At 63.3% G+C, this 25,864-nt stretch carries 25 protein-coding genes and 1 pseudogene; 11 read left to right on the top strand and 15 right to left on the bottom strand.

Annotation, left to right across the window (positions count from 1 at the left end; translation table 11 throughout):
• Positions 1-12: 12 nt before the first annotated feature.
• Together O6760_RS09750 and O6760_RS09745 are read left to right on the top strand one after the other, a co-directional pair.
• On the top strand, positions 13-699 hold the full coding sequence (locus O6760_RS09750; RefSeq protein WP_269585180.1) for a queuosine precursor transporter: 687 nt from the start codon (positions 13-15) through the stop codon (positions 697-699).
• Between the two features lie 106 nt (positions 700-805).
• Entirely contained in the window at positions 806-1,435 is a 630-nt protein-coding gene (locus tag O6760_RS09745; RefSeq protein ID WP_269585179.1) for a hypothetical protein, read from the top strand.
• A 25-nt stretch (positions 1,436-1,460) separates the two neighbouring features.
• Here the strand turns inward: O6760_RS09745 and O6760_RS09740 are convergent, their stop codons facing one another.
• The 4 genes from O6760_RS09740 to O6760_RS09725 form a co-directional block, all read right to left on the bottom strand.
• Positions 1,461-2,498: an esterase-like activity of phytase family protein gene (locus tag O6760_RS09740; RefSeq protein ID WP_269585178.1), complete on the bottom strand. Its 1,038-nt coding sequence runs from the start codon at positions 2,496-2,498 to the stop codon at positions 1,461-1,463.
• A gap of 17 nt (positions 2,499-2,515) precedes the next feature.
• Positions 2,516-4,423 carry a cobaltochelatase subunit CobT gene (gene cobT / locus O6760_RS09735; protein WP_269585177.1) on the bottom strand — a complete coding sequence of 636 codons (1,908 nt, stop codon included), beginning with the start codon at positions 4,421-4,423 and terminating at the stop codon, positions 2,516-2,518.
• Positions 4,424-4,430: 7 nt separating this feature from the next.
• Positions 4,431-5,417 carry a cobaltochelatase subunit CobS gene (gene cobS, locus O6760_RS09730; RefSeq protein ID WP_248153335.1) on the bottom strand — a complete coding sequence of 329 codons (987 nt, stop codon included), beginning with the start codon at positions 5,415-5,417 and terminating at the stop codon, positions 4,431-4,433.
• Positions 5,418-5,481: 64 nt separating this feature from the next.
• Positions 5,482-6,072: a DnaJ domain-containing protein gene (locus O6760_RS09725; protein WP_269585176.1), complete on the bottom strand. Its 591-nt coding sequence runs from the start codon at positions 6,070-6,072 to the stop codon at positions 5,482-5,484.
• A gap of 178 nt (positions 6,073-6,250) precedes the next feature.
• Between O6760_RS09725 and O6760_RS09720 the strand changes: the two genes are divergently transcribed.
• A complete protein-coding gene (locus O6760_RS09720) occupies positions 6,251-6,550 on the top strand; it encodes a BolA family protein (RefSeq protein WP_269585175.1) in 300 nt (99 codons plus the stop codon).
• Positions 6,551-7,016: 466 nt separating this feature from the next.
• Here O6760_RS09720 and O6760_RS09715 read toward each other — a convergent pair whose 3' ends face one another.
• Genes O6760_RS09715 through O6760_RS09705 form a run of 3 tightly spaced genes read right to left on the bottom strand, consistent with a single transcriptional unit; the run spans position 7,017 to position 10,172 of the window.
• Positions 7,017-8,360: an HlyC/CorC family transporter gene (locus O6760_RS09715; RefSeq protein ID WP_269585174.1), complete on the bottom strand. Its 1,344-nt coding sequence runs from the start codon at positions 8,358-8,360 to the stop codon at positions 7,017-7,019.
• Positions 8,357-9,505, bottom strand: coding sequence for a 3-dehydroquinate synthase (aroB, locus tag O6760_RS09710; RefSeq protein WP_269585173.1), 1,149 nt, complete (start codon positions 9,503-9,505; stop codon positions 8,357-8,359). Before aroB ends, O6760_RS09715 begins: the two co-directional genes overlap by 4 nt.
• A gap of 19 nt (positions 9,506-9,524) precedes the next feature.
• A complete protein-coding gene (locus O6760_RS09705) occupies positions 9,525-10,172 on the bottom strand; it encodes a shikimate kinase (RefSeq protein WP_269585172.1) in 648 nt (215 codons plus the stop codon).
• A 139-nt stretch (positions 10,173-10,311) separates the two neighbouring features.
• Here O6760_RS09705 and O6760_RS09700 point away from each other — a divergent pair, with 139 nt between their 5' ends.
• From O6760_RS09700 to O6760_RS09690, 3 genes are all read left to right on the top strand, one after another.
• Complete coding sequence (locus O6760_RS09700; RefSeq protein ID WP_269585171.1) at positions 10,312-10,455, top strand: hypothetical protein; 144 nt, start codon at positions 10,312-10,314, stop codon at positions 10,453-10,455.
• Between the two features lie 18 nt (positions 10,456-10,473).
• Complete coding sequence (gene xerD, locus O6760_RS09695; RefSeq protein ID WP_269585170.1) at positions 10,474-11,397, top strand: site-specific tyrosine recombinase XerD; 924 nt, start codon at positions 10,474-10,476, stop codon at positions 11,395-11,397.
• A gap of 77 nt (positions 11,398-11,474) precedes the next feature.
• Complete coding sequence (locus O6760_RS09690) at positions 11,475-13,103, top strand: acyl-CoA synthetase (RefSeq protein WP_269585169.1); 1,629 nt, start codon at positions 11,475-11,477, stop codon at positions 13,101-13,103.
• A gap of 6 nt (positions 13,104-13,109) precedes the next feature.
• Here the strand turns inward: O6760_RS09690 and O6760_RS09685 are convergent, their stop codons facing one another.
• From O6760_RS09685 to O6760_RS09670, 4 genes and pseudogenes are all read right to left on the bottom strand, one after another.
• On the bottom strand, positions 13,110-14,240 hold the full coding sequence (locus O6760_RS09685) for a GNAT family N-acetyltransferase (RefSeq protein ID WP_269585168.1): 1,131 nt from the start codon (positions 14,238-14,240) through the stop codon (positions 13,110-13,112).
• On the bottom strand, positions 14,230-15,597 hold the full coding sequence (locus tag O6760_RS09680) for a lipopolysaccharide biosynthesis protein (protein ID WP_269585167.1): 1,368 nt from the start codon (positions 15,595-15,597) through the stop codon (positions 14,230-14,232). Before O6760_RS09680 ends, O6760_RS09685 begins: the two co-directional genes overlap by 11 nt.
• A gap of 524 nt (positions 15,598-16,121) precedes the next feature.
• Complete coding sequence (locus O6760_RS09675; RefSeq protein WP_269586249.1) at positions 16,122-16,457, bottom strand: YchJ family protein; 336 nt, start codon at positions 16,455-16,457, stop codon at positions 16,122-16,124.
• A 3-nt stretch (positions 16,458-16,460) separates the two neighbouring features.
• Positions 16,461-16,520 (bottom strand): annotated as a pseudogene (locus tag O6760_RS09670) (SEC-C metal-binding domain-containing protein); the annotation flags it as partial.
• A gap of 92 nt (positions 16,521-16,612) precedes the next feature.
• Between O6760_RS09670 and O6760_RS09665 the strand changes: the two are divergent.
• Positions 16,613-17,584 (top strand): endonuclease/exonuclease/phosphatase family protein, encoded by a 972-nt coding sequence (locus tag O6760_RS09665; protein ID WP_269585166.1) that lies wholly within the window; start codon positions 16,613-16,615, stop codon positions 17,582-17,584.
• 124 nt (positions 17,585-17,708) lie between these two features.
• Here O6760_RS09665 and O6760_RS09660 read toward each other — a convergent pair whose 3' ends face one another.
• Complete coding sequence (locus tag O6760_RS09660) at positions 17,709-18,068, bottom strand: c-type cytochrome (protein ID WP_269585165.1); 360 nt, start codon at positions 18,066-18,068, stop codon at positions 17,709-17,711.
• 190 nt (positions 18,069-18,258) lie between these two features.
• Between O6760_RS09660 and ggt the strand changes: the two genes are divergently transcribed.
• Positions 18,259-20,004 (top strand): gamma-glutamyltransferase, encoded by a 1,746-nt coding sequence (gene ggt, locus O6760_RS09655; protein ID WP_269585164.1) that lies wholly within the window; start codon positions 18,259-18,261, stop codon positions 20,002-20,004.
• Positions 20,005-20,029: 25 nt separating this feature from the next.
• Here ggt and O6760_RS09650 read toward each other — a convergent pair whose 3' ends face one another.
• Together O6760_RS09650 and O6760_RS09645 are read right to left on the bottom strand one after the other, a co-directional pair.
• Positions 20,030-20,596, bottom strand: a complete 567-nt coding sequence (locus tag O6760_RS09650) for a TetR/AcrR family transcriptional regulator (RefSeq protein ID WP_269585163.1) — start codon at positions 20,594-20,596, stop codon at positions 20,030-20,032.
• On the bottom strand, positions 20,589-21,056 hold the full coding sequence (locus tag O6760_RS09645) for a hypothetical protein (RefSeq protein ID WP_269585162.1): 468 nt from the start codon (positions 21,054-21,056) through the stop codon (positions 20,589-20,591). Before O6760_RS09645 ends, O6760_RS09650 begins: the two co-directional genes overlap by 8 nt.
• 129 nt (positions 21,057-21,185) lie before the next feature.
• On the opposite strand from O6760_RS09645, the gene O6760_RS09640 reads away from it, so the two are divergent.
• Positions 21,186-21,971 carry a ThuA domain-containing protein gene (locus O6760_RS09640; RefSeq protein WP_269585161.1) on the top strand — a complete coding sequence of 262 codons (786 nt, stop codon included), beginning with the start codon at positions 21,186-21,188 and terminating at the stop codon, positions 21,969-21,971.
• Between the two features lie 139 nt (positions 21,972-22,110).
• Positions 22,111-23,127 (top strand): Gfo/Idh/MocA family protein, encoded by a 1,017-nt coding sequence (locus O6760_RS09635; RefSeq protein WP_269586248.1) that lies wholly within the window; start codon positions 22,111-22,113, stop codon positions 23,125-23,127.
• 10 nt (positions 23,128-23,137) lie between these two features.
• Here O6760_RS09635 and O6760_RS09630 read toward each other — a convergent pair whose 3' ends face one another.
• Complete coding sequence (locus tag O6760_RS09630; RefSeq protein ID WP_269585160.1) at positions 23,138-24,175, bottom strand: urea transporter; 1,038 nt, start codon at positions 24,173-24,175, stop codon at positions 23,138-23,140.
• A gap of 508 nt (positions 24,176-24,683) precedes the next feature.
• Between O6760_RS09630 and O6760_RS09625 the strand changes: the two genes are divergently transcribed.
• Positions 24,684-25,862 (top strand): IS481 family transposase, encoded by a 1,179-nt coding sequence (locus O6760_RS09625; protein ID WP_269583142.1) that lies wholly within the window; start codon positions 24,684-24,686, stop codon positions 25,860-25,862.
• Positions 25,863-25,864 lie beyond the last annotated feature (2 nt).

The following is a 25,864-nucleotide window of genomic DNA, read 5'->3' as shown; positions in this document are numbered from 1 at the left end:
ACGGGACATGACATGACGGATTCCCGGAGTTTCTCCGCGGCCCATTTCGCCATCGCGATCCTCGCGATGGCGATTGTCGTTGCGGCCTCCAATTTCCTGGTCCAGTTTCCGGTCCAGCACGTTGTCGGCGGCATCAACCTGGCCGACACGCTGACCTGGGGCGCCTTCACCTACCCGATCGCCTTCCTGGTCACCGACCTCACCAACCGGCGTTTCGGCGCGTCGGCCGCCCGCAAGGTGGTCGTGACCGGCTTCGTGCTGGCCATTGTCGTTCCGATGGTGTTCTGGGCCTTCAACGAGGCCTTCACCACGCCGCGCATCCTGATCGCCTCGGGCACCGCCTTCCTGGTCGCCCAGCTGCTCGACGTGACCATTTTCAACCGCCTGCGCCGGCAGACCTGGTGGAAGGCGCCGATCACTTCGTCGCTGATCGGCTCGGTGATCGACACCGTACTCTTTTTCGGCATCGCCTTTTCCGCCGGCTTCGCCTTCATCGACGGCCTGTTCGGCATGGAAGACGGCTCCCTGGCCTTCCCGGTGCCCTTCCTCGGCATTGCAGAAGACACCCAGGCACTGCTGTGGGTCTCTCTGGCCGCCGGCGACTTCCTGGTGAAGATACTGGTCGCTGTCGCCCTGCTCGCCCCCTACCGGATCGTGCTGGGCGTGTTCCGGGCCAACCCGGACAGCCGGGCGGCCTGAAGCGGAACGAACTCCAAGAACAAATTAACTAATCAAGGCGCCTTACGGTGCCTTTTTTTGATTAAGCTTGCCCCCTCAGCAAAGGAGATATTTGGAGAAACTTACAATGACATGGGCAATTTTTGCACCTGACGCTGCCAATTCCGTGCAAGCAATTTCTGAGTTGATGGATGAAGCAGCGAAACCAACGGGTTCAGATCTGATCGTCACCGTTGTTGGAGGGTCACTACTAGAACACGCCGTTGAAAAAACGTTGCTACATCGATTTATTGACGAAAAGCCAGCCAGACACTTGCTCAAGCACGGTAGGCCGCTTGGTGATACCACGCCACAAATCGATCTTCTTTTCGCTCTCGGTGCAATTGATGACAACTCAAGGCAAGCTCTCAAAGGTCTTGCCGGGGTACGAAACTTTTTCGCACATAATCTCAGTGCGTCCTTTAATTCACCAAATAAGGACTTAAAGCAATCAATTCGACGCCTCACACTGCAAGATGACCGAGAATTCTATCCACATCACCTTTGGGGTCCAGACACAGATCATCCAATCGAAGAAATAAATTCAGAAAAAGACAAGTTTGTAGTGAATTTAAAGATTGCGCTTATTCTATTGATGAGGGATCGAGTGGCCCACCACCCAAATTCGAATATTCTTCGTACAGAAGCTGAGTTACTTAAAAAATGGCCTAATCGGTATTCCGCAGAGATTACGGACTCTGGACCCCGATCTACTTAAAAAAAGTTTGATTGGATTCCCCAGCCTACTCCTCCAGCCGGAACCTCAGGAACAGCGTCCGCTGCAGGATGGAGCGATTGTCGTCGGACACGAGCGTCAGGATGGTCTCGCCCTTGTCCGTCACGTGAACGGCCAGGCCCTCCATGTTGTCGATCTGGGCGTTGAAATCCGCTTCCAGCAGCAATTCGCCGTCCAGCACCGCGTCGGCCTTGAGATCCGCCGCCGCGATCCGGCGCAGGCGCAGGCCGAGCAGGTCGCGCAGATTGAAGCGGCGCTCCATGACCAGGAGATCCCCGTTCGGCAGAAAGGCCGCGTCGGTGGCATCGAAACGGTCATGGCGGCGCAAGGTGAACCGGCCCGTGCCTCCGGGACCGAGAATAAAGCCCGTCAGGTCGTGCAGACCGCTCGGCGCGGATTCGGCGATGGCGACCAGCTTGCCGGCATCGGGACTGTCGTCCGGGACGGCGGCGAGGGATTCCAGCCCGGCATTGCGCGGCAGATCGCGGATATCATCGGGAAGCGCCACTTCGCCGATCATCTTCTCCCGCCCCGTCGTCAGCGGCCAGGGATAGTGATAGATCGCATTGCGGGTTTCGGCAGTCACGTAAAGCCCGGATCCGGCCAGTGTCAGTGCTTCGGTATCGTGGCCCCAGCGGGCGTTCAGCGTCTTGCCGTCCGCACCCAGCAGCGGTGCGTAGCGCACGTCCGACAGGCCGAGCGGCTTTCCCTCCGCCGTCTGCTCGACACGCCCGCTGACCCAGTGGCCATTGTCTGTCACCGCAAGGAACCGCGCACCCCCGTCGAGGGTGATCACGCCGGAAAGACCGCCGATCTTGCGGTCCGACGCCAGGACCTCCAGCCCGCCCAGAAAGGTGAGCTTGCCGAAACGGCTGTCTTCCCGGCCGATGTGAAAGGTTTCGATCGGCTTGGTACGGGTCTTGACGGCCTCGCCGTCCCGCAGCAGCTCCTGGGCGGCACCGGGGAGCGCCGCAAGGATCATGGACGCCGCCAGAGCCGCCGCACCAAGGAGTTTTTTCGGTCGTCCGGGCCGTATCGCTGCCATGGCGGTGTCGGGGCCGCCTAACGGCGGCCCGCCCGGCGGCGGCCGTGTGACTGGTGAGCCTGCTGGACCTCGTCGTCGAAAAGGTCAGCCAGCTGGTCGGTCATCGCGCCCGCCAGTTCCTCCGCGTCGACAATGGTGACGGCCCGGCGATAATAGCGGGTAACGTCGTGGCCGATGCCGATGGCGATCAACTCTACCGGCGAGCGTGTCTCGATCTCCTCGATCACGTAACGCAGGTGACGTTCCAGGTAGTTGCCGGGGTTCACCGACAACGTCGTGTCGTCCACCGGCGCGCCGTCGGAAATCATCATCAGGATGCGCCGCTGTTCGGGGCGCGCCAGCAGCCGGTCATGGGCCCAGAGCAGCGCCTCGCCGTCGATGTTTTCCTTCAGAAGCCCTTCGCGCATCATCAGGCCGAGATTGCGCCGGGCGCGGCGCCAGGGGGCATCCGCGGACTTGTAGATGATGTGGCGCAGATCGTTCAGCCGGCCGGGGGTCGGCGGCTTGCCGGCACCGATCCAGCTTTCGCGCGACTGGCCGCCCTTCCACGCCTTGGTTGTGAAACCGAGGATCTCGACCTTGACGCCGCAGCGCTCCAGCGTGCGTGCCAGGATGTCGGCGCAGGTGGCCGCCACCGTGATCGGCCGGCCGCGCATGGAACCGGAATTGTCCAGAAGCAGCGTCACGACCGTGTCGCGGAAATTGGTGTCCCGTTCCTGCTTGAAGGCGAGCGGCGACATCGGGTCGGTGACCGCGCGGGTCAGCCGCGCCGTGTCGAGCAGGCCTTCTTCCAGGTCGAAGTCCCAGGCGCGGTTCTGCTGCGCCATCAGCTTTCTCTGAAGCCGGTTGGCGAGGCGCGCGACGGCGCCCTGCAGATGGGTCAGCTGCTTGTCGAGGAAACCGCGCAACCGGTCCAGTTCGGCCGTGTCGCACAGCTCTTCGGCCGTGACCGTTTCGTCGAACTGGTGCGTGAAGACACGATAGTCGGTTTCCGGGCGGTTGGAGAGCGAGGTGTCCGGTCGGTCGCTTTCGCCAGGCTCCTCGGTGTCCTCCGCCATGTCCTGTTCGGCGAAGTCCTCCATGTCGGCCTCGGCGGCTTCCGTGTCGCCGCTATCCTGCTCTTCGCCGGAGAGTTCCATTTCCTGCGGTGACGCTTCCTGTTCACCGCTGTCCTCTTCGTTGTCGTCGCCTGTCTCGGCCTCGTCGTTGTTGCCCTCGTCCTCGTTCTGGTCCGGGTCCATGTCTTCGTCGTGGTCGCCGAGTTCGTCGGCCATGTCCAGCGACTTGAGAACGTCGCGCAGGCGGGAGGCGAAACTGTTCTGGTCCTCGACCTCGGCTTCCAGCCGGTCGAGATCGGCGCCGGCCTTGTCCTCGATCCAGCCGCGCCACATGTCGACCAGCTTTTCCGCGCTTTCCGGCGGCTTGGCGCCGGTCAGCCGCTCGCGCACCATCAGCGACAGCGCGTCCTGGAGCGGTGCTTCCTCGCGGCTGGAAATGTCCGGCGCACCGGATTTGCGGAACCTGTCGTCGAGCATGGTGGCGAGATTCTCGGCGACGCCCTTCATGCGCCTTGCGCCGACGGCCTCGCAACGCGCCTGTTCGACCGCCTCGAAGATCGCGCGGGCGTCCGGCCCCTGCGGCATGTTCCTGGCGTGCACCGCCTTGTCATGGCAGGCAATGCGCAGGGCCATGGAATCCGACAGGCCGCGGGTGACCGCGATGTCGCGTGCGTTCACCTTGCGCGGCGGCTCCGGCAGGCGTGCCGAATTGCCGGCAATGCCCGGCCGGTCTCCGGAAAAGATGACTTCCAGCTCCGGCTCGCCGGAGATCGCCCGCATGGTGCCGCTCACCGACTGCTTGAACGGTTCGGTGCTCGGCGCGGGCTTGTTGCCCGGAAGCGTGTTGTGACCCGGACGCGGTGCCATTCGGACCTCAGCTCATGACAACGTTGACGGAGGATTCCGGCAGATCTTCGCCAAAACAGCGCTGGTAGAATTCCGCCACCAGGGACTGCTCCATGTCGTCGCACTTGTTGAGGAAGGTCAGGCGGAAGGCAAATCCGACATCACCGAAGATTTCCGCGTTTTCCGCCCAGGTGATCACGGTCCGCGGGCTCATCACCGTCGACAGGTCGCCGTTGATGAAGGCGTTGCGGGTCATGTCGGCGAGGCGCACCATCTTGGAAACGGTGTTGCGGCCCTCGTCCGTCTGGAAATGCTTGGCCTTGGACAGGACGATATCGACCTCGTTGTCATGCGGCAGGTAGTTCAGCGTGGTGACGATCGACCAGCGGTCCATCTGGGCCTGGTTGATCTGCTGGGTGCCGTGATAGAGGCCGGACGTGTCGCCGAGACCGACCGTGTTGGCGGTCGCGAACAGGCGGAAGGCGGCATGCGGACGGATGACGCGGCTCTGGTCGAGCAGGGTCAGGCGGCCGGAGGATTCCAGGATCCGCTGGATCACGAACATCACGTCCGGACGGCCGGCGTCGTATTCGTCGAACACCAGCGCGACATTGTGCTGATAGGCCCAGGGCAGGATGCCGTCCTTGAACTCGGTGACCTGCTGGCCGTCGCGGATCACGATCGCGTCCTTGCCGACAAGGTCGATACGGGAGATGTGACTGTCCAGGTTGACGCGGATACAGGGCCAGTTGAGCCGGGCGGCGACCTGCTCGATATGCGTCGATTTGCCCGTGCCGTGATAGCCGGTCACCATCACGCGGCGGTTGTGGGCAAAGCCCGCCAGGATCGCCAGGGTTGTCGCCCGGTCGAACAGATAGTCCTCGTCGCGCTCGGGCACATGCTCCGACGGCGCGGAAAAAGCCGGCACCTTGAGGTCGGACTTGAACCCAAAAACCTCTTCTACAGAAACTTCAGTATCCGGCATGGCCATGGCCGCAGTCGTCGTCTCAGTCATCAGTCCTCCGCTGTCCCGGGACTCGGGAAGGGTCATTTGGGAAAAGCCGGCAGGACCTGCAGGCTTAAAGGAAACCGGCTTTTTTCAGGACGTTGTAGGCCTGAATGATTTCCCGCAGGCGGTCTTCGGAAGACCTGTCACCGCCATTGGCATCCGGATGGTTCAGTTTAACTAGCTCCTTATAGCGCGCTTTGATCTCCGCGCCACGGGCCGTGTAGGGCAGATTGAGCACATCCAGGGAGCGTTTTTCAAGCGTTAGTAGCTTTCTTTCGCGCGGACGGCGTACCTGTTCGGACCTGCGTTGCGCATTTGCACGCATGCCTGCCCTAGGGTCATACCCGTCAGGCCCGTCGGCGGCCTGCTTGTTGACGCCCATTTTCCAGGTCGGACGATGACCCGTCAGGCTGTCCTTCTGGTAGGTGCGCACGTCGTCGTCGCCCATGCCGGTGAAGTAGTTGTAGGACTTGTTGTACTCGCGGACATGGTCGACGCAGAAATTGAAATACTGGCCTTCCCGGTCGCGCCCCTTCGGTGCCCGGTGAGGCGCCGGCCGGTTGCAGCCCGGATGCTCGCAGACCGGGTGCCGGCCTTCCTGGGCCCGTTCCTTGTCCGGCTTCACCCGGATACCGTCGAAGAGTTTTGAATCCAGTTTCATGAGGCAGAATATCGAAGTCCGTCGGCGCGCGGGCAAGCCGCACAAGGTTGCATTGTCGAGGTATCCAAAATTAATTTCCTGCCCCGGACCCTAGAAACGGGGCAGCCCGCGACTTTATCAGCCGGGGTCACCCCAGCATAGACTTGATCTTTGAAATCTGTGTCTCTACGTGAATGGAATGAGCACCAGACAGACCATTACCGACAAGCTCACGGCAGCGTTCCAGCCGTCCTTTCTCAACGTCATCGACGAATCCGAGAACCACCGCGGCCACGGCGGCTGGCGCGAGGGCGGCGAAACCCATTTCCGGGTCCAGATCGCCGCCGCCGCGTTCGAAGGTCTCAACCGGGTGGCCCGCCACCGGGCGATCAACGAGGTGCTTGCCGACGAACTTGCCGGCGGCGTCCACGCCCTCGCCCTGGAAATCCGCTCCGACAATGAGCCCGATCCCCGCGCGGCAAGAGTGGCGGACGCATAAGCCTCCTCGGCGAATTGCTTTTAACTGCCACCCAGCCCTCAAGGGGCAGGGAATTGCATTTGCAATTCCTCGTTAGAGCCGTTGGCAAATATGAAACCTTTGGAGTCATCCCGGCCAAGCGCAGCGCGAGCCGGGACCCACTCGCAGATCCGCATACCCAAGCGTACGGTGCGTTTTCGAAAGGTGCCTTTGCTTCTCCACTCTGCAAACGAGTGGGCCCCGGGTCTCACTTCGTTCGCCCGGGGTGACACCGACGTATGTGGCGTTTCTTCTTCAATTACGATAGCCCCGCCCAAAAGGGGAAGGAGACATGTGCGTGCTTTGCGGTACAGGTACTTTCCCTATGCAGGTCGCTAGAGTTCAGGAATCTCGGCGCATTCGGCAGAATCCCCCTCCCCCTTGTGGGGAGGGGGTAGGGGTGGGGGTTCCAAGAATCAAATAGGCTTTAAGCCAAGCGCATTTCCACTCAGGCGCCCGCCTTCACAGCACCCGCGTCCTGTTGCGGCACGGCCGGAACGGCCGGGGCCTTCACGCCCGGGATCTGGCCGAGCGGCATGATCCTCAGCCGTGTGATCCGGTTCTTTTCCCGGCGCAGCACGGTGAAGCGGAAGCCGTGGAAGGTGAAGATCTGGCGCTCTTCCGGAATCATGCGTGCCTCGTGAATGACGAGGCCCGCGATCGTGGTTGCCTCGTCGTCCGGCAGGCTCCAGTCGGCTGCGCGATTGAGATCGCGGATCGGCACCGAACCGTCGACGATCACCGAGCCGTCCGCCTGCGGCCGGAGCCCCTCGAGCTCGACATCGTGCTCGTCGGCGATTTCGCCGACGATCTCCTCCAGGATGTCTTCCAGCGTCACCAGCCCCATCACCTCGCCATACTCGTCGACCACGAGCGCGAAATGGGACTTGTGGCGCAGAAAGGCGTTGAGCTGGTCCTGCAGGCTGGTCGTGTCGGGCACGAACCAGGCCGGCGCGGCGATGTCCAGAACATTGATTTTCGAGGCATCGCCCCCGGCGGCATGCAGCGCCCGCAACAGATCCTTGGCATGCAGCACGCCGACGAAATTGTCGCTCTCGCCGCGCCAGAGCGGCAGACGGGTATAGGGCGACGCCAGGGCCGCGTTGACCAGCTTGTCCGCCGACTCGTCGGCATTGAGCGCAACCATGTTGGTCCGGTGAACCATCACGTCGGAGACTTCCAGCTCCGCAAGGTCGAGCAGGCCGCCCAGGCGGTCGCGTTCGCCCTTTTCCAGGCCGCCTTCGATATGCTGCAGATCCACCGCGCCCCTGAGCTCCTCGTGGGCGGACAGGATCGAGGCATCGTCACCGACGGTGACGCCGACCAGCTTCAGGATCGCCCTGACGATCCACTCGACACCGACCACCACCGGGCCGAACACGGCCACGACGACCCGCACGATCGGGGCAACCGTCACGGCGAACCGTTCCGGGTTGGAGATCGCCCAGGTCTTCGGCAGAACCTCTGCAAAGACCAGCACAAGCGCCGTCATGACCAGGGTCGCCAGCGCGACACCGGCCTCGCCGAACAGGGTCAGGAAGACGGTTGTCGCCAGCGCGGACGCCAGGATGTTGACCAGGTTGTTGCCGAGCAGAAGCGCCCCGATCAGCCGCTCGCGGTTGGCGATCAAGGCGCTTGCCGCCTTTGCCCGCCAGTCGCCGGTTTTTTCCAGCTGGTGCATGCGCGCGCGCGACGCCGCGGTCAGCGCCGTCTCCGATCCGGAAAAGAAGCCGGACAGGAACAGGAGCACGAAGATGGCGGCGACCGCCAGCCAGAGAGCCGTTTCCATCATGCCTCGAGTTTCTCCTTCAGGAAGTCCGAAACAACTGCCGGATCGACACCCTTTTCGACAAAGGCTTCGCCGATGCCCCGGGTCAGGATGAAGGTGAGCGCGCCGCGGCTGACCTTCTTGTCCTGCGCGATGATGTCCATGAACGTGTCCACCGGCGGCAATTGCCCCGGGATCTGCTGAACCGTCACCGGCAAGCCGACATCGGTGAGATGCGCATGAACACGGGCGACCGTGTCGGCATCGATCAGGCCGAGACGTTCGGAAAACTCATGGGCCAGCATCATGCCGATCGACACGCCCTCACCATGGACCAGACGCTCGGTCTCGTAGCTGACCGCCGATTCCAGCGCATGCCCGAACGTGTGGCCGAGATTGAGCAGGGCCCTGCGGCCGCTTTCCAGTTCGTCCGCGGCGACCACGTCGGCCTTGGCCTGGCACGAGCGGGCCACGGCCTCGTCGCGCTCCGGGCCACCGGCGAACACGGCCTGCCAGTTCGCTTCCAGCCAGGCGAAGAACTCGGCATCGCCGAGCAGGCCGTATTTGGCCACTTCCGCGTAGCCGGCGCGGAATTCGCGCGGTGACAGCGTGTCGAGCACGGCCGTATCGGCCAGCACCAGAGCGGGCTGGTGGAACGCGCCGATCAGGTTCTTGCCATGGCGCGAATTGATTCCGGTCTTGCCGCCGACGGAGCTGTCCACCTGCGCCAGCAGGCTGGTCGGTACCTGGACAAAGGCCATGCCGCGCCGGACGGCCGAGGCGGCAAAGCCGGTCAGGTCGCCGACAACGCCGCCGCCCAGGGCGACCACCGCATCGCCGCGCTCCAGACGGGCCGCCAGCAATTCGTCACACAGGCGCTCGAACTGGCTGAAACACTTCGTGCTTTCACCCGCCGGCACCGTGATCGCGCTATGCGCGAGGCCGGCGGCCTTCAGGCTTTCCGAGAAGGCTGCAAGATGCAGCCGCGCGACGGTCTCGTCGGCGACAATCGCAAGTCGCGCGCCCGGCAGGACCGCCGCAATCTCCGCGCCGGCGGTTTCCAGGACACCCCGCCCGATGCGGATATCGTAGCTGCGCGCGCCCAGATCCACCCGGACCGTCTGTTCATCCCGGCCCATCAGTGCCCGGGCCGTTACCGTGTCTGCCATGCTGTCACGCCAATCAATATCAAGAGACCGATGTCTGCGAGGCAGGCTGGTCCTCGCTGTCGAATAAATAGTCCGCAAGGGAGACGACGATCTGGTCGACCACCGACTCGTGCGGCACGTCCTTGGAAACCACCGTCAGCGCCGCCTTGGCATAGACCGGTTCGCGGTCGGCCATCAGCTTGCGCATCGTGCCCTCCGGGTCCGGGTTCTGTAAGAGCGGCCGGTTCGAGCGCCGGCGCACCCGCGCCATCACCGTGTCGAAATCGACCTTGAGCCAGATCGACAGGCCCCGCTCGGCGATTTCCGCGCGGGTTGCCGCGCTCACGAACGCGCCGCCCCCGGTTGCCAGAACCTGGGGGCCTTCCCGCAGAAGCCGGGCAATCACCCGCTCCTCGCCGCTGCGAAAATAGGGTTCGCCGTGTTCCGCGAAGATTTCGGCGACCGACATGTTGGCCGCGCGCTCGATTTCGGTATCGGCATCGATGAATTCAAGGCCGAGCCGCTGCGCCAGGCGCTTTCCGACGGTCGACTTGCCGCAGCCCATGATGCCCACCAGAACGATGGATCGCTGCCCAAGGGCGCTGACCAGGCGGGCAAGGTCGACGGCTTTCGCATTTTGTCCGGCGGTGCCCTCGTTCGGGGTCCGCGAGTTATCGTTGTTCGTCATGGCGGCGTTGTAGCATATTCGGCAAAAAAGACACGGGGGAAGTCCGGCGATCGATGGCTTCGGCTTTGCCTTGCATCCACCCGGCCCTGTTGAAACAATCCCGTATCCGATTCGCTGCGCCCTGGACTGGAGATCCGACGTGCCAACCCTGACCCGCCTGCTGTTCGTGCTGCTGCTTTTGGGCGCGCTCGGCTACGGCGCCGTCTATTCCCTGGCGACCTTCGTCGATCCGCGCGAACGGGAAATCGAGGTGCGGGTCAAGAAGGAAGGCTTCGGCCGATAGGGGATCGGGAAGGCGCAGATGGCAACCGGCTTCGATCTTGAGAACTTCCTGGAGATGCTGGCCGCCGAACGTGGCGCGGCGGAAAACACGCTCGCCGGCTACCGGCGTGACCTGGAGGATTTCTCGGCATTTCTGGGCCGGAAGACGCTGGCGGCCGCCGCCGCGGAGGACATCACCGCCTACATGAGCGACCTGACCCGCCGGGGCTTTGCGGAAACCTCGCAGGCGCGGCGATTGTCGGCGCTGAAACAGTTCTACAAGTTCCTTTATGCCGAAGGCAGCCGCGAGGACGATCCGACCCGGACCCTGTCCGCACCGAAGAAGCGCATGGGCCTGCCCAAGGTGCTGAGCGTCGACGACGTCGACCGATTGATCGAAACCGCCAGGGCCGCGACCGAACAACCGTACGAAAGTGCCGCTGCCCGGCTGCGCGCCCAGCGTCTTCACGCCCTGATCGAGGTTCTTTATGCGACCGGACTGCGCGTCTCCGAGCTGGTTGCCCTGCCGGTGTCCGCCGCGCTCAGGGATGCGCGGCTGATCGAGATAAAGGGCAAGGGCGGCAAGGAACGTCTGGTGCCCCTCTCCCTGCCGGCCCAGGCCGCCATGAAGGATTATGTCGGCTTGCGCGCAGCCGAAGGCGCCTATGAGAACAGCCCCTGGCTGTTCCCCTCCCACGGCGACAGCGGCCACCTGACCCGCCAGCATTTCGGCCGGGAGCTCAAGACGCTTGCCATCGCCGCCGGTCTCGACGCCGGCAAGGTGTCGCCGCACGTCCTGCGCCACGCCTTTGCCTCGCATCTGCTGCAGAACGGCGCCGATCTGCGTGTCGTTCAGCAGCTCCTGGGACATGCGGACATCTCGACGACGCAGATCTACACCCATGTGCTGGACGAGCGCCTGCGCGAACTGGTGGAAAGCGCGCATCCGCTGGCCCGGAAGTAATTCCCAAGATCTATTGCACTGCAGCAATGAGCGCCCTAAACTCCGCTGCCTAAATTTACAGCACCGGACGCCTCTTCATGCTGCAACGCGCCAGCGACTACGACACGTTGACTTCCCAGTTCCGCTGGTCCCTGCCTGAAACCTACAACATGGCCACAGCCGTCAGCGACGTCTGGGCCGCACGGGATCCTGACCGTCTTGCCATAAGGCAGGTCCTGGCCGACGGCACGCACCGCGACTGGAGCCACCAGGAGCTGAACCGCGCCGCCAACCGCTTCGCCAATGCACTGCAGGCCCACGGGATTGCGCGCGGCGACAGGGTTGCGCTGCTGCTGCCGCAGATCCCGGAAACCGCGATTGCCCACCTGGCCGCCTACAAGATCGGCGCCGTCGCCGTGCCGCTGGCCGCCCTGTTCGGCCTCGACGCTCTGACCTACCGGCTCGGGGATTCCGGCGCGAAGGCGCTCGTGACGGACACGGCGGGCCTCGCCAAGCTCGCGGACATCCGGGACGGTCTGCCCGGCCTCGAGCTGGTTGTGTCCGTGGACGGACCGGAAACCGGCGCCCTGTCTTTCGACGCCCTTCTGTCGGCAGCATCGGACCGGTTCGACACGCTGGCCTCGACGCCCGACGACCCGGCGCTGATGATCTACACCTCCGGCACCACCGGCCAGCCCAAGGGCGTCCTGCACGGTCACCGGGTCCTGCTCGGGCACATGCCGGGCATCCAGCTGTCGCAGAACTTTCTCGGCAGGGACGGCGACCTCCTGTGGACCCCGGCCGACTGGGCCTGGGCGGGCGGCTTGCTGAACGCGCTTTTTCCCTCGCTCAGCCTCGGTGTTCCGGTGGTCTCCCATGCGGCACGCAAGTTCGACCCGGAATTCGCCTTCCGGCTGCTGGAACGCGAAGGCGTGCGCAACGCCTTCATCCCGCCGACGGCTCTCAAGATGCTGCGCGCCGTCGACAGTCCGGGCAAGCGCTTTCAGCTCGACTGGCGCAGCGTCGGATCCGCCGGGGAGTCGCTGGGCAAGGAGACCTATGACTGGTTCCGCGACGAATTCGGTTTTCCGGTCAACGAGTTCTACGGACAGACGGAATGCAACGCGGTGCTCGGCTCCGTGGCCGACCTCGGGGTCAGCCGGTCCGGCGCCATCGGCAAGGCCACGCCCGGCCACGACGTCGCGATCATCGACGACGCCGGCAATGCCCTGCCGCCGGAAACGCTCGGCCAGATCGCCATCCGCCGGCCGGACCCGGTGATGTTCCTGGAATACTGGAACAAGCCGGAGGCCACGGCCGAGAAATTCATCGGCGACTGGATGATCACCGGTGACCAGGGGATTTTGGACGAGGACGGCTATGTGCATTTCGTCGGCCGCGACGACGACATCATCACGTCGGCCAGCTACCGTATCGGACCCGGCGAGATCGAGGATTGCCTGCTGAAACATCCCTCCATCTCGCTGGCCGCCGCCATCGGCAAGCCGGATCCGCTGCGCACCGAAATCGTCAAGGCCTATATCGTCCTGAAACCGGACGAACAGGACAAGCCCGGCCTGGTGGACGACATCCGCAGCTTCGTGCGGGAGCACCTGTCCGCCCATGAATATCCGCGGGAAATCGAGTTCGTCGATGCGCTGCCCATGACCACCACCGGCAAGATCATCCGCCGGAAACTGCGGGAACGGTCAGAAAACGAAGGTTGAAGACGGTCACCGGGACAGGCGCCGTTTGAGCGATCTGGCGGCATGGCGCAGGGATCGTTCGAGTTGGACATCGGCTTCGCCGAGCTTTTGTTTCAAGCCGCCGAGCGCGCCTTGCGCATACACAAGCGTCCCGGTTTCGAGCCGCCCGCGCCAGAGCGGTTCAATCATCTTGTGACCCGGGACGGCCAGCGAGTCGGCTTCCTTGAAGCCGGGACTGGCCAGGTTCGTCCTCAGTGCCTGCAGGGCAATCTGCGCGCCCGGCGAATAGCGGGCGAAATCCTCGTCAAAGGCAATCTTCCACGAAAACACCCTGCCGCCGTCCCCGAACAGGACCAGCGCTGCGACAAGCGTGTCTCCGGCCCAGAGCTGGTCGATACGCACACCCCCCGTTCCGGCCCTGTGCTGAACCGCCAGCCGTGCGAAGGCGGCGGTTTCGGGCAGGCTGAGCAGCGCCGTGCCCGTGCGGCCTTTCCAGCCCGCGGCTTCCAGGTGCAGAAAGGCCTCGAAACCCTGGATCGCCTCCGCGCCGGCAAGACTGACGAAGCGCGGCGTGCCATGATCTCCCAACCGGCGCATCAGGCGCCGCATTTCCTTGCGCCGTTTGCCGCTGTCGGCCTCGGCCAGCTGGGCGGTGCCTTCGGCGCCCGTGCCATGTCCTGCCCGCGCCGAGCGGGCAAGCACCAGTGTCCGGTCCGGCGCCGCATTCTTCAGCCGTCTCGCCGACTGCGTTTCAAGCGGCAGGTAGGGCACGGCAAGCAGGCCGCCGGGCACGGTGCCGGCTTCGAGAAAGCGGCGCACGGCATCGTCGCCCGCATCCGGGTGTATCAGGGGCGTGCCGAGCGGCGCGTATTCCGTCGCCCAGGTCGCGTTGGCCGGCAGGGCAAGGCCGAGCCGCCTCCTTCCGAGTGGGGCCCCCAGCAACCAGCGGCCGCTTGCACGCTCCCGCACGACAAGAAGCCGGACCGACCGCGGTCCAATATGTTCGAGGAACGCACACAGGAAGGCCGGACCGAAAAAGGGGTTCGGATCGAGTGCGTGATCGCCAAGCACCTGCCAGGCATCCTTCGGCGTTTCGGCGCTCAAAGGATCGAAATGGACAACTTCATGCTCGTCGGAACTGGGCAGTTCAGCGGTCAACAGGTCGGTTCCCGGAGGTGAAAAGCAATGGCAGAACGAATGTGGTGATATTGAGCTTGCGTTTTGCCACCGTGGCAAGGGCCGTGGCCTCGAAAAGAATCGCAAGGCTCGTGGCGATCGCCGCCCCGGCCAGCCCGAACGGCGGGATCAGGATCAGGTTCAAAACAACATTGAGTAAAAAGGTTCCGGCATAAATGCCCGCGCAGCTGTTCTGGTGCCCCGTCATGGTCAGGAGCGCGTCGGCCGGTCCGACGGATGCCCGTGCCAGAACACCGATCATCAGGAGTGCGATCAGCGGATAGCCTGCTTCGAACCCGGTCCCGAACAGGCGCAGCAACAGCGGCGCGATCAGCAGCAGACCGGCACCGGCCACCAGTGACGGCCAGAAGGTCCAGTGCGTCGCCTTTTCCACATAGGCTGCCAGTCCACCCTGGTCCTTGTTGTGGGTGTAGCCGGAAAACCGGTGCGCGGAAGCGGCACGAACGGCGAAATAGACAAAATGCACGAGGGCGAGCGTTCTGGAGGCTGCGAAATAGACCGCCACCTCGTCCGGGTCCCGGAAGAAACTGACCATGATCACATCGGCGCTGGTGATCAGCTGCAGGAAACCGTCCACCATCAGCATCGGCATGGACACCGCGAGCCAGGTCTTCAGGTCCACCCGGCCGGGTCCCTTGGGAACATGCGGCGCCAGCCGCCTGCGCAGATGAAGATACTGGTAGGCTGCGACCAGGAACGTGGCGGCGACCGCCACGATTGCGGTGGTCAGCGCATCGGCCTGGACACCGGCGACCAGCACAACGGCCAGCAGCAGGACCAGGACCGCCAGCGGCCGCCAGATATAGGTCGGCAGCATGGCGAGAAACGGCCAGTCATAGCTGCGGGCGATGCCGTCCTGGACCAGTCCGAACGCAAAGAAAGGCAAGGCGAGCAGAATGACCGTCAGCGGCTGAACGTAATAGGGTTCGATCACCGGGCGCATCAGGTGGACCAGCACCATCCCGATTGCCGCCATGGCACTGCCGATGAAAAAGGCAACCAGGCCGCTGGTGCGCAGGAAGCCGCGCAATCCGTCCGGGTCGGTTGTCTGCCGGTATTGCGGGATGAACCGGTTGGCGGAACTGGAAAAGCCGCCGCAGGCCATGACACCAAGCACGATCACGAAGGTCCAGGCGACGGAATAAATGCCGTAGTCATGGGCGCCCATGAGCCGGGCGAGCACGATCTGCGAGACATAGGCGAGCGCGGCGCCGGCAATCCTGACGGCGAAGGTCGACACGGCCATGCGGCCGGCAGCCTGGCCGTCACCCCCGTTTCCCTGCAGGAAATCGGCGATCTGACCGCCTCCTTTCCCCAATACCCGAGGCCAGGCGGCGCTTTGCAAACGCTTCGTCCAGGAATTGGCGGAAAATCGCACTGAGGGGTCCCTTGTGAATACTCTTCCGTATTTGTGACATGAGGGACTTAATATTCTATGGCGATCAAGCGGTCACCCTTGGTCAGGTTTCACAGATGTGTGAGGCCCCCGGGCGCCGGCGTCCGCCCCAGTCGAAACAAGGGCCTGCAGGCCGCGTCCGCTGAAAACGTCCTGGCCGCTCTTTTCGTCCTTGACAAGGGCCCGCATTTCTCGTCAAATATGAGAACAAATCAGGAACATTATTCTTGATTCTTCCATTTGACCCTTCCGGGTTAAGAGCACCGGCCTTTGCGGATGTCGAGGGTTGCCTCCCCTTCTGTCCGCGGTCTGGTCCGGTCCCTGCTTCCGCCGCCAATCGCAGGGACCGGACTTTTTTCAAGCGAGGCGCGGCCTGATTTTCTGAAACAGGCCGGGTGTGCATGTCCGGGAACAGGCGCTGCCCGGATACGAAGAAGCAGACAAGTCTATTCCGGCACCGCCTCGACATAATACCAGCGCCCGGACTTCTTGCGGAACAGGCTCAACTCCCGATGCGTTGTGAGCTTGCCGCCGGAGAGATAGCGGGCCTCGAACAGCACCGTGCCGTCCCGGTCGCCTTCTTCGCCCCTCTCCGTTTTCAGGACCTTGAGGCCTGTCCAGTGGCTCTCCGCGGCCCATCTCGCCGTTCCAGGTCCGTCGAACGACTTCTGATATTTCGGCCACAGAGTTGCCTTCAGATAGGCGATGTCCTCCCGGACATAGGCCGCGTACCGTGAACGCATCAGCGCCTCGGCGGTTTTCGGCGCGCTGCTCCCGGTCAGACACGGTTCGCAGCAAAGTGCAAACTCTTCTCCGCTGCCGCATGGACATGGCTCGCCGGTCATCATCTTCTCTCCTGGTGTTCCCAAGCTCACTACCACTTGAAGTTCTCCGCCGCTATGGTCTGCCGTATCCTTCCTTCGACCGGGCCCTGTGAATGAAACTCGCGACCTTCAACATGGAATCCTTCGGCAACGACCGCCACGACCCGGCGGAGCTCAAACCCCGCCTGGACGCGCTCAGGCCGAAGATCCTGGAGCTCGACGCCGACATCCTGTGCCTGCAGGAGGTGAACGCGCAAAAACAGAAGGGCATGGTGGCGCGGCAATTCCAGGCGCTCGACCTTTTGCTGGAGGGTACCCCCTACGAGACATTCAACCGCGCCACCAGCGAACGGCCGTCCGCGAAGGGACCGGGAGACCGGCATAATCTGGTTGTCCTGTCCCGCCATCCGATCCGCCAGTCTGAAAGCCTTTACCAGGCCCACGCGCACCCGCCGCAATGGCAGCCCGGCACGGCTCTGCCGCCTTACGACCGGCCCCAGACGATCGAATTCGACCGGCCGGTGCTCAGGACCGAGATCGATATCGGCACGGACAGACCGCTTCACCTGTTCTGCGTGCACCTGCGCGCACCGGTTGCCGCCATGATCCGGGGCGGCAAGCGCAAAGACCGTTCCTGGAGATCCATTTCTGCCTGGGCCGAGGGCTATCAGTTGTCCGTGCTCAAGCAGACCGCACAGGCACTGGAACTGCGCCTCGCGGTCGAGGACCTGTTCGATGCGGACGACGCGGCACAGGTCGTGCTTGCCGGAGACTTCAACGCCACCAGCGAAACCGGCACGATCCGGCTGTTGCGCGCCGATCCGGACGACACCGGGTCGCCCGATCTGGAATCGCGCCGCCTTTACCAGCTCGATGCCGCCCTGCCGCCGGAAAAGCGCAAGACCGTCATTCACCGAGGCAAGGGCCAGGCGCTGGATCACATCCTGGCCAGCGCCGCCATGACCAGCCGGGCGACGGACGTCAGGGTGTTCAACTACGGCCTGCCGGACGAGGTCTTTGACAGTGAAAACGGCGATTATGCGGGCTCGTTCCACGCCGCCATGCGGGCGGAATTCGAATTTTGAGAAATTCTGTCACGCACATGACCGGGCGTGACCGCGCCCCCGGCCCCATCCCGGGCAGGGGCGAAAGGCCGGCGGAAATCCAGTTCATGTACGCAAGATGCCTGGCTGGGCCGATCAGACTTCGCTACGGCGCCAGCGAGCCGATATAGGCCGCGAGATTGGCAATTTCCGTGTTGCCGAGGGTCATGTTCGGCATCTGGGGGTGCGGATTGGCAAGAAAGGTCGCCAGTTTTTCCTGCGACCAGCCCGGGTCCTTGGCCATGTCGAAAAAACTCGGCAGGGACACGCTTGACGCCGTTGCCTGATCGTCGGCGACAACATGGCAGGCGGAACACCATTGCAGGGCCAGCGCCTTGCCCGTGGCCGCGTCCCCGGCCCGGGCCGTTCCCGCCGACAGCACGCCCGCGGCAACAACCGCAACCGCCAGCACGGCTTTCCTGCCCGGGCGGGACGCCGCATTTTGAATTGAAACTGCGCGTGTCATGAAATCTCCTTGGCTCGGCCGGCCCCGTGAAGGATTTCTGCCTTGTGGTTTCGAGACTGCAATCTATCTGATCATGTAGCCTTGCGCTGGATCAAGGGCCCCGAACCCCAAATGCAATCAAGGCGCGTATCTTCATTGATTTTCGCGTCATCCACTTGCAAGATCGGTCGCGAAATCGCCGGAGAGACTCATGAAACATCACTTCAAATCCGCCTTTGCCGCTGTTGCCTTCGGGATTGCGCTCGTCTCTGGAGCGGTCTTGCCGCTGTCCGCGCAGGATGCGCCGATCTATTCCCTGAGGGACCGGTTCCAGCCGGTGACGGCGCAGAACGGCATGGTCGCCAGCCAGGAGGCAGTCGCCACCGGGGTGGGCGTCGACATTCTGAAAAAAGGCGGCAACGCGGTCGACGCGGCGATTGCCACCGGGTTCGCGCTGGCCGTGACCCTGCCGCGCGCGGGCAACCTTGGCGGTGGCGGCTTCATGATGATCCACCTGGCCGGCAGCGGCGAGACCAAGGCGCTCGACTACCGGGAAAAGGCTCCGTCCGCGGCCTTCAGGGACATGTTCCTGGGCGAGGACGGCGAGCCGGACAATCAGAAATCCCGCTTCTCAGGCCTGGCCGTCGGCGTGCCGGGCACGGTCGCGGGATTTGCCGAGGCCTTCGAGAAACACGGCAGCGGCACGCTGACCTGGGCGGAGCTCGTGGAACCGGCCATTGCCCTTGCCGAAACCGGCATCACGGTCACACCGGACCTGTCCGCTTCCCTGACGGCTTCCGCCAAACGCCTTCTTGCCGACAGCGCCTCCCGCTCGATCTTCTACAAGGCCGGCGGCCTGCCCTATCTGCCCGGAGAAACCCTGAAACAGGAAGACCTCGCCCAAACGTTGCGCCTGATCGCGGACAAGGGCGCCGCCGGGTTTTATACCGGGGAGGTGGCACAGAAAATTGCCAAGAAGGTGCAGGACGCCGGGGGCGGCATGACCGTGGAGGACCTGCAGACTTACAGGCCCGTCTGGCGTGATCCTGTGACCGGCAGCTACCGGGGCCATGAGATCGCCTCCATGCCGCCGCCCTCTTCCGGCGGGGTTCATATCGTGCAGATCCTCAACATGCTCGAGACCTCCCCCATCAGTGAGTTCGGGCCGAACTCCGCCGACACCATCCATGTCATGGCCGAAGCCATGCGGCGCGCCTATGCGGACCGCTCGAAATTCCTGGGTGACCCGGACCATGTCGAGGTGCCGGTCACGGGACTGACCTCGCGCGATTATGCAGCCGAGCTGGTCAAGACCATCAACATGGACACCGCCACGTCCTCGAAGGACGTCAGGCCGGGCGCGCCTGTCCCTTATGAAAGCAACGAGACCACCCATTTTTCCGTGGTCGACAAGGACGGCAATGCGGTGTCCAACACCTATACGCTGAATTTTTCCTACGGCGTCGGCCTGACGGCGGACGGCACGGGCGTGCTGCTCAACAACGAACTCGATGACTTCTCCGCAAAACCCGGCGTGCCCAATGCCTACGGTCTGGTCGGCGGCACCGCGAACGCGGTCGAGGGCGGCAAGCGGCCGCTGTCTTCCATGAGCCCGACCCTCGTGTTCAAGGACGGCGCGTTTTACCTTGCGACCGGGTCTCCCGGCGGCAGCCGCATCATCACGACGACCTTGCAGATCATCATGAATGTCGTCGACCACAAGATGAACATCGCCGAGGCCACGGCAGCGCCGCGCATTCACAATCAGTGGCTGCCCGACGAGATCCGCATCGAGGAAGGCCTGTCACCGGACACGATCCGGCTTCTGGAGCAACGCGGGCACAAGGTTGAAGTCAAGAATGCCATGGGGTCGACCCAGTCGATCATGGCCGTGGACGGCATTCTCGCGGGCGCGTCGGACCCGCGCCGGCCGGGGGCTTTGACGGCAGGGTATTGAACTATACCTTGCGGCGCCGAACCGGTCAGGTCTCCGATGTGCTGCCGGTTGCCCGCGCAACCAGCCCTGCAAAACGCCGGTCGAGAGCCATGCGGTCCTCGGCCGGCATGTCCGGCCACACGATCTGGCTGCCGACGAAGGCGGCGTATTCGATCCGGGCAATATCATCGGCCAGGGCCGGATCCAGGCCCTGCTGGCGGTAGAGCCCGGCAACAAAGCCTGTGCGCAGATCGTCGACTTCCCGCACGACCGCCTGCGCGACGGGGTTGGCCTGCGCGAACTGCCGGACGGCGCGTTCAAGACCGTGGTCGAGGCCATTGGCCAGGCTCGACAGGGTCTGGGCCCGTACAGCCTGCTCCTGCGCCAGGGTGCGATCGGCGACATCCAGCGTGTGCTGTTGCTTCCAGGACTGCATCAGCGCTGCAACGAAAGCACCGTGATCGGCAAAGTGGTGGTAGAAAGACCCGCGCGTGCGCCCTGCCGTTTCGCAAAGCGCCTCCACGGTCAATCCGGCTGCTCCCCTGTCCGCCAACTGCTTGAGCCCGAGGTGCAGCCAGTCGCTCTTGCCAAAACGCTTTTTCAGATCAGACAACTCCGCCCGCCATGCCGAGGATCACGATCGGCAGAAACAGCCAGCCTTGCGGCATATGACTGTATTTTTGCTTCTTGAGCGGAGGCACTGCAAGCCCCAGCAGGCAGAAGGCCGTCACGAGGGCTGTTGCCACCCAGCCGAGATCGAGGCTGCCTTCATGCAAGGCGGCCAGGGCAAACATCACCGCGATCATGGCCAGCACGATGGTCACGATGTGCCAGCAGTAATAGGTCACGTATTTCGGCACCGGATGCAGATCCGCCGCCTTGAGCAACGGCACGGCAATGGTGCGCCCGCCTGCAAAAGTGTGAATGAGACAGACCGCCGCCGACAGCACCGCGGCCGCCAAGAGATAGATATTCATCGTCACCTCCATTCCCCAAACCATACTATACTGAATGTTATGGAGAATGGAAAAGAAAATGCCCATGCGACCTGCGGTCACGCCGCTCAAAAGCATTTTTGTTTCAGGCGAAGGACCATTTGACAGCCCGGAATGCTGGTGATACCGCTATTCAAAGCGCTTTGGAGGATTTATGGAAGCGCTCCATCAACATCTGCCAACACCACAATTCAAGGAGAGGCTGCAATGCCGATCAAAGCCGTGGTTTGGGGCGAAAACGTCCATGAACAGCACAACAAGATCGTCGCGGAAACCTATCCGGACGGCATGCATTCCTGCATTGCCGAAGCTCTGAACACAGACCCGGACATCAGCGCCACCACCGCGACCCTGCAGGAGCCGGAACACGGTCTGACCGCCGAACGCCTGGCCGAAACGGACGTGCTCCTGTGGTGGGGCCATGCGGCGCATGGAGAGGTTTCGGATGCCGTGGTCGAGCGGGTCTGCGACGCGGTCTGGTCCGGCATGGGCATGCTGTTCCTGCACTCGGCCCATTTCGCCAAGCCGTTCAAGCGCCTGATGGGCGGGCCGTGCAATCTCACCTGGCGCGAGGCCGGTGAACGCGAGCGCCTGTGGGTGACCAGCCGCAACCATCCGATCACCAACGGCTTGCCGGACAGTTTCGAGCTGGAAATGGAAGAAATGTACGGCGAGCCCTTCGGTGTGCCGGAACCGCTGGAGACCGTCTTCATCAGCTGGTTCCAGGGCGGGGAGGTGTTCCGTTCGGGCCTGACCTACAAGCGCGGCGCCGGAAACGTCTTCTATTTCCGGCCCGGTCACGAAACCTACCCGACCTATCACAACACCCATGTGCAGCGGGTTCTGAAGAACGGTGTCAAATGGGCCTTCAACCCGATGGCCCGTCTGGCCGATCCGAACGCCGCCCCGAACGTTCCCGCGGACGCCGCTCCGGAAAAGATCGAGGAACGCGGCCCCAAGCTGCACGCCCATGGCGAGGACGGCTTCCGCTGATTTCCTGCGTTCGCCGGTTTCCAGCTTTCTCCGGCCCGGTTGCCTTCAAGGCCGGGCCGCCCCACCTGCCAGCGCTGAGGAGACAGCCGTGGCTTCAGCAGTCAAACCGCTCCGGATCCTGATCCTCGGGACCGGCAACATGGCCCGCACCCACGCGGCCGCCTTTCAGAAGATCCCCGGCGTGGAGCTGGTCGCGGGTGTCGATGGGCGTGCGGACGTGCTCGCGCAGTTCTGCGACACGTACGGCATTGCCAACCGCTTCGAAACGCTCGAGGAAGCCCTTGCCTGGGGCGGGTTCGACGCCGCCGCGAACGTGACACCGGACGCGGCGCACCACCCGACGACGCTGGTCCTCATGAAGGCCGGCAAGCATGTCCTGTGCGAAAAACCGCTGGCCACCAACGCCGCCGATGCCCGTGAAATGGCGGAGCTTGCCCGGAAAAGCGGCCTGGTCGGCATGGTCAACCTGAGCTACCGCAATGTCGCTGTCCTGCAGAAGGCGGCGGGCCTGGTCGCAAGCGGCGAGATCGGCGCCCTGCGGCATTTCGAGGCCTCCTACCTGCAAAGCTGGCTGACCCAGCCGGCCTGGGGCGACTGGAAAACCGAAAGCCAGTGGCTCTGGCGCCTGTCGACGGAGCACGGATCCAAGGGTGTGCTCGGCGATGTCGGCATCCATATCCTGGACTTCGTCACCTTCGCCGCCGGCAGCCCGGTCGGCGAACTCTCCTGCCGCCTGAAGACCTTTGACAAGGCCGAAGGCGGGCGGATCGGCGACTACACGCTCGATGCCAATGACAGTTTCACGCTGCAGGCCGAACTGGAAAACGGCGCGCTTGGCACCATCAGCGCCACCCGCTTCGCTTCCGGCCATCTCAACGACCTGCGCCTCAGGCTCTACGGCACCGAAGGCGGGCTCGAGGTCCTGTTCGAAAAACAGGCCGAGTCCTTGAGGATCTGCCGCGGCCAGGACCTGAAAACGGGACACTGGACGGAAATCACCGTCGATCCGGTTCCCACGGTCTACGAACGGTTCGTCGCCGCGGTCCGGGACGGCGCGCCCGCGGAGCCGGATTTCGACCACGGCGCCCGCCTGCAAACCGCGCTCGATCTGGCGGAACGCTCCGACACGGAAGGCGGACGGTTTCTGAAACCCTGAGTCCGGGGCGTCAGCTCTCCGGGGTCGTCTCCAGGTATCGCCTGCGATTGACTTCGGCCGTGACGGCCTTGTCGGGCGGGACGGGGACAAGGGCCTTGAACCCTCCGACGCCGATCAGCATGAGCCAGGTGACGATCACGAAGGTCGACGTCAGCACCGGCATCCCGATCGGCTCGAGAAAGATCGCAACGGACGCCCACAGCCAGGTCGACACGACAATGCCGAACAGCGTGTAGAGCGCGGCCGGCAGCGTGATCACAAGGAAAAAGCCGCCAAGCGCGATCGCCGTCAGTGCGGCATTGTAACCGAAGAGGCCATCGCTGATGGCCCCTTCCGGAGCGCCGTAGATCACGGCCACGAGCGCAGCCACATTGGCCCCGACCAGCGCCATGAGCGCGCTGATACGGGAATTCACCGCAATGCCGAAAAGGATCAGGTATCCGCTGATCCAGTTGTCCTGGAAGAAGATCTGGCCGATGGCGTTGCCGATGCCCCGGTACCAGGTCGACAGGGAATAGTGGAAATCGGGATCGTACTGGCTCGGCGAGACGGGCTTGGCCAGCGGGCCGGCATCAATATTGTGAAACTTCAGCACGGCGAACAGGAACAGCCAGCCGACCAGCACGAACGGCATGGTCAGCGGCGCCACTTTCACTGGACCCAGCAGCGCCGCCAGGCTTGAAAAGACAATGGTGGTCATCGCCGCCGCGAAGGCGATGTAGACGACGAGATACACAGACGGCACCGCGCCATAGTGGAAATCCTCGCTCGTGAAGGCAATCAGGGCAAGCGCGACCAGCGCGCCGTTGAATCCGAACAGCCCGTCCCGGACAAGACCCTTGTCTGCCTGGAGGAAGAGGGCCGTCGCTGTCGAGACAACGACGCCGAAAATGGCGATCGTCCCGTATATCGGGGAATTGACGAAAAGCGCGGCAAGGATGATTGCCCCGGTCAGCGCATTGTTCTGAAAAACCACCTGACCGATGCCCCGCAGGCACCCGTCGGCAAATCCGAAAACCGGATGATCCCTCAAGTCTGTCAATAGCATCCCCATCCCATGCAGGCCTGACCCGTTCGCCGCACGGTATCACGCCGCAGGGAAGAACCGGAAACGATCGCCGGCCTCCGGGCCTTGCCCCGAAAAGGGCCGAAGACATCCGCAAGGGGTCACGCTGGCCATCGCAGGAGACAGGATCGCCGCAGCGGAGCCGGAGCCCCGCTGCGACAAGGTGGGTACTTGAGGCAAAGCAGGATCGCGGCCCGGTCCTTTTTAAAAAAAGCACCCCTCCGCGTCATGCAGGTAGACCTTACCCTCGCACCGCCTGACATATCGTTCAGGTTGCAGACAGGGTTTGCATCAATGTTTAGACGAACCTTGAAATAACGCCACGTGAGCACGTGACGAACGGCAGAAACCCGGCTGTTGCCGCCAGAAACAAAAAAGCCAGCTTTCTCTCGAAAGCTGGCTTTCCGGACCATTCGTGCCCGACCTGAGACATAGGTGACAAAACGTTCCGGACACATAGGTAACACTTTCCGTTTTTCGGGAGGTGTCGATGCCGTGGCAAGAGGTGTCCAAAGTGGAGGAACGTCTTCGTTTCATCGCCCGTCTGTTGGATGGCGAGGGCATGAGTGCGGTTTGCCGTGAGTTCGGCATCTCGCGCAAGACTGGTTACAAGATCTGGAACCGTTATCGACGCGATGGGATGGAAGCGTTGTGCGACCGGTCGCGCCGGCCGGTTCGCTACGCCAACCAGCTTCCCGAGCAGGTTGAGCGCCTGATTGTCTCGACACGGCAGGAGAAGCCGCACTGGGGCGCGCGCAAGATCCGGGAGGTGCTGGTCAGGAAGCTGGCCGGCGATGTGCGTATCCCGGCACAAAGCACGGTGCATGCGGTTCTTGACCGGCACGGCCTTGTCAGCAGAGCCCGCAAGAGGCGGCGCGCCAACAAGGCCGCAGGCACGCCTCTTTCGGCTGGTCTTGCCCCCAACGATCTCTGGGCAGCGGATTTCAAGGGAGAGTTCAAGCTGGGCAACCGGCACTACTGTTACCCTTTGACGGTCACCGACCACGCGTCCCGTTTTCTGCTGAGCTGCGAGGCCTTTGACTCAACGAAGGAAACGCCGGTCATGGACGCCTTCCTCGCCCTGTTCAAAGAGCGCGGCTTGCCGTCGGCGATCCGCACGGACAACGGCTTGCCGTTCGCATCGCCAAACGGGCTCTACAACTTGTCAAAGCTGTCGGTGTGGTGGCTGCGTCTGGGGATCGGCATCGAGCGTATCAAGCCAGGCCACCCGCAGCAAAACGGCCGGCACGAACGCATGCATCTGACCTTGAAGAAGGAGGCCACCCGACCGCCAGGCATGAACAGCCTTCAGCAGCAGGCCAAGTTCGATGCCTTCATGAAGGAATTCAACGAGGAACGACCTCATGAAGCGCTCAGAATGAAGACACCGGCGGAAGTCTACACAGCCTCATCAAGGCAATATCAGGGCCTGCCGGACCTGGACTACCCCTTCCATGACAGGGACGCCCTGGTCACCGCATGCGGACGAATCTGCATGCATCGCAAGAAGATCAACGTCTCGACCGTTCTGGCCGGTCAGAAACTCGGGATCAAGGAAGTGGAAGAGGGAATTTGGCTGATCAGCTTCATGAGCTATGATCTGGGATACATCGACCTGGAGCAGAGAACACTACAGACAATCGACAACCCGTTCGGCGCGAGGTTGTAACC

This window comes from Roseibium sp. Sym1 (assembly GCF_027359675.1).
In the GTDB taxonomy this organism is placed as follows: domain Bacteria; phylum Pseudomonadota; class Alphaproteobacteria; order Rhizobiales; family Stappiaceae; genus Roseibium.
The sequence above is the reverse complement of the archived record's forward strand: the minus strand, read 5'-3'. Positions and strand labels throughout refer to the sequence as shown.

Bases quoted from the DNA above. Each gene is read 5' to 3' on its own strand.
- O6760_RS09750 (WP_269585180.1), top strand. From the start codon at position 13: ATGACGGATTCCCGGAGTTTCTCCGCGGCCCATTTCGCCATCGCGATC.
- O6760_RS09745 (WP_269585179.1), top strand. From the start codon at position 806: ATGACATGGGCAATTTTTGCACCTGACGCTGCCAATTCCGTGCAAGCA.
- O6760_RS09740 (WP_269585178.1), bottom strand. From the start codon at position 2,498: ATGGCAGCGATACGGCCCGGACGACCGAAAAAACTCCTTGGTGCGGCG.
- cobT (WP_269585177.1), bottom strand. From the start codon at position 4,423: ATGGCACCGCGTCCGGGTCACAACACGCTTCCGGGCAACAAGCCCGCG.
- cobS (WP_248153335.1), bottom strand. From the start codon at position 5,417: ATGACTGAGACGACGACTGCGGCCATGGCCATGCCGGATACTGAAGTT.
- O6760_RS09725 (WP_269585176.1), bottom strand. From the start codon at position 6,072: ATGAAACTGGATTCAAAACTCTTCGACGGTATCCGGGTGAAGCCGGAC.
- O6760_RS09720 (WP_269585175.1), top strand. From the start codon at position 6,251: ATGAGCACCAGACAGACCATTACCGACAAGCTCACGGCAGCGTTCCAG.
- O6760_RS09715 (WP_269585174.1), bottom strand. From the start codon at position 8,360: ATGATGGAAACGGCTCTCTGGCTGGCGGTCGCCGCCATCTTCGTGCTC.
- aroB (WP_269585173.1), bottom strand. From the start codon at position 9,505: ATGGCAGACACGGTAACGGCCCGGGCACTGATGGGCCGGGATGAACAG.
- O6760_RS09705 (WP_269585172.1), bottom strand. From the start codon at position 10,172: ATGACGAACAACGATAACTCGCGGACCCCGAACGAGGGCACCGCCGGA.
- xerD (WP_269585170.1), top strand. From the start codon at position 10,474: ATGGCAACCGGCTTCGATCTTGAGAACTTCCTGGAGATGCTGGCCGCC.
- O6760_RS09690 (WP_269585169.1), top strand. From the start codon at position 11,475: ATGCTGCAACGCGCCAGCGACTACGACACGTTGACTTCCCAGTTCCGC.
- O6760_RS09665 (WP_269585166.1), top strand. From the start codon at position 16,613: ATGAAACTCGCGACCTTCAACATGGAATCCTTCGGCAACGACCGCCAC.
- O6760_RS09660 (WP_269585165.1), bottom strand. From the start codon at position 18,068: ATGACACGCGCAGTTTCAATTCAAAATGCGGCGTCCCGCCCGGGCAGG.
- ggt (WP_269585164.1), top strand. From the start codon at position 18,259: ATGAAACATCACTTCAAATCCGCCTTTGCCGCTGTTGCCTTCGGGATT.
- O6760_RS09645 (WP_269585162.1), bottom strand. From the start codon at position 21,056: ATGCTTTTGAGCGGCGTGACCGCAGGTCGCATGGGCATTTTCTTTTCC.
- O6760_RS09640 (WP_269585161.1), top strand. From the start codon at position 21,186: ATGCCGATCAAAGCCGTGGTTTGGGGCGAAAACGTCCATGAACAGCAC.
- O6760_RS09635 (WP_269586248.1), top strand. From the start codon at position 22,111: ATGGCCCGCACCCACGCGGCCGCCTTTCAGAAGATCCCCGGCGTGGAG.
- O6760_RS09630 (WP_269585160.1), bottom strand. From the start codon at position 24,175: ATGCTATTGACAGACTTGAGGGATCATCCGGTTTTCGGATTTGCCGAC.
- O6760_RS09625 (WP_269583142.1), top strand. From the start codon at position 24,684: ATGCCGTGGCAAGAGGTGTCCAAAGTGGAGGAACGTCTTCGTTTCATC.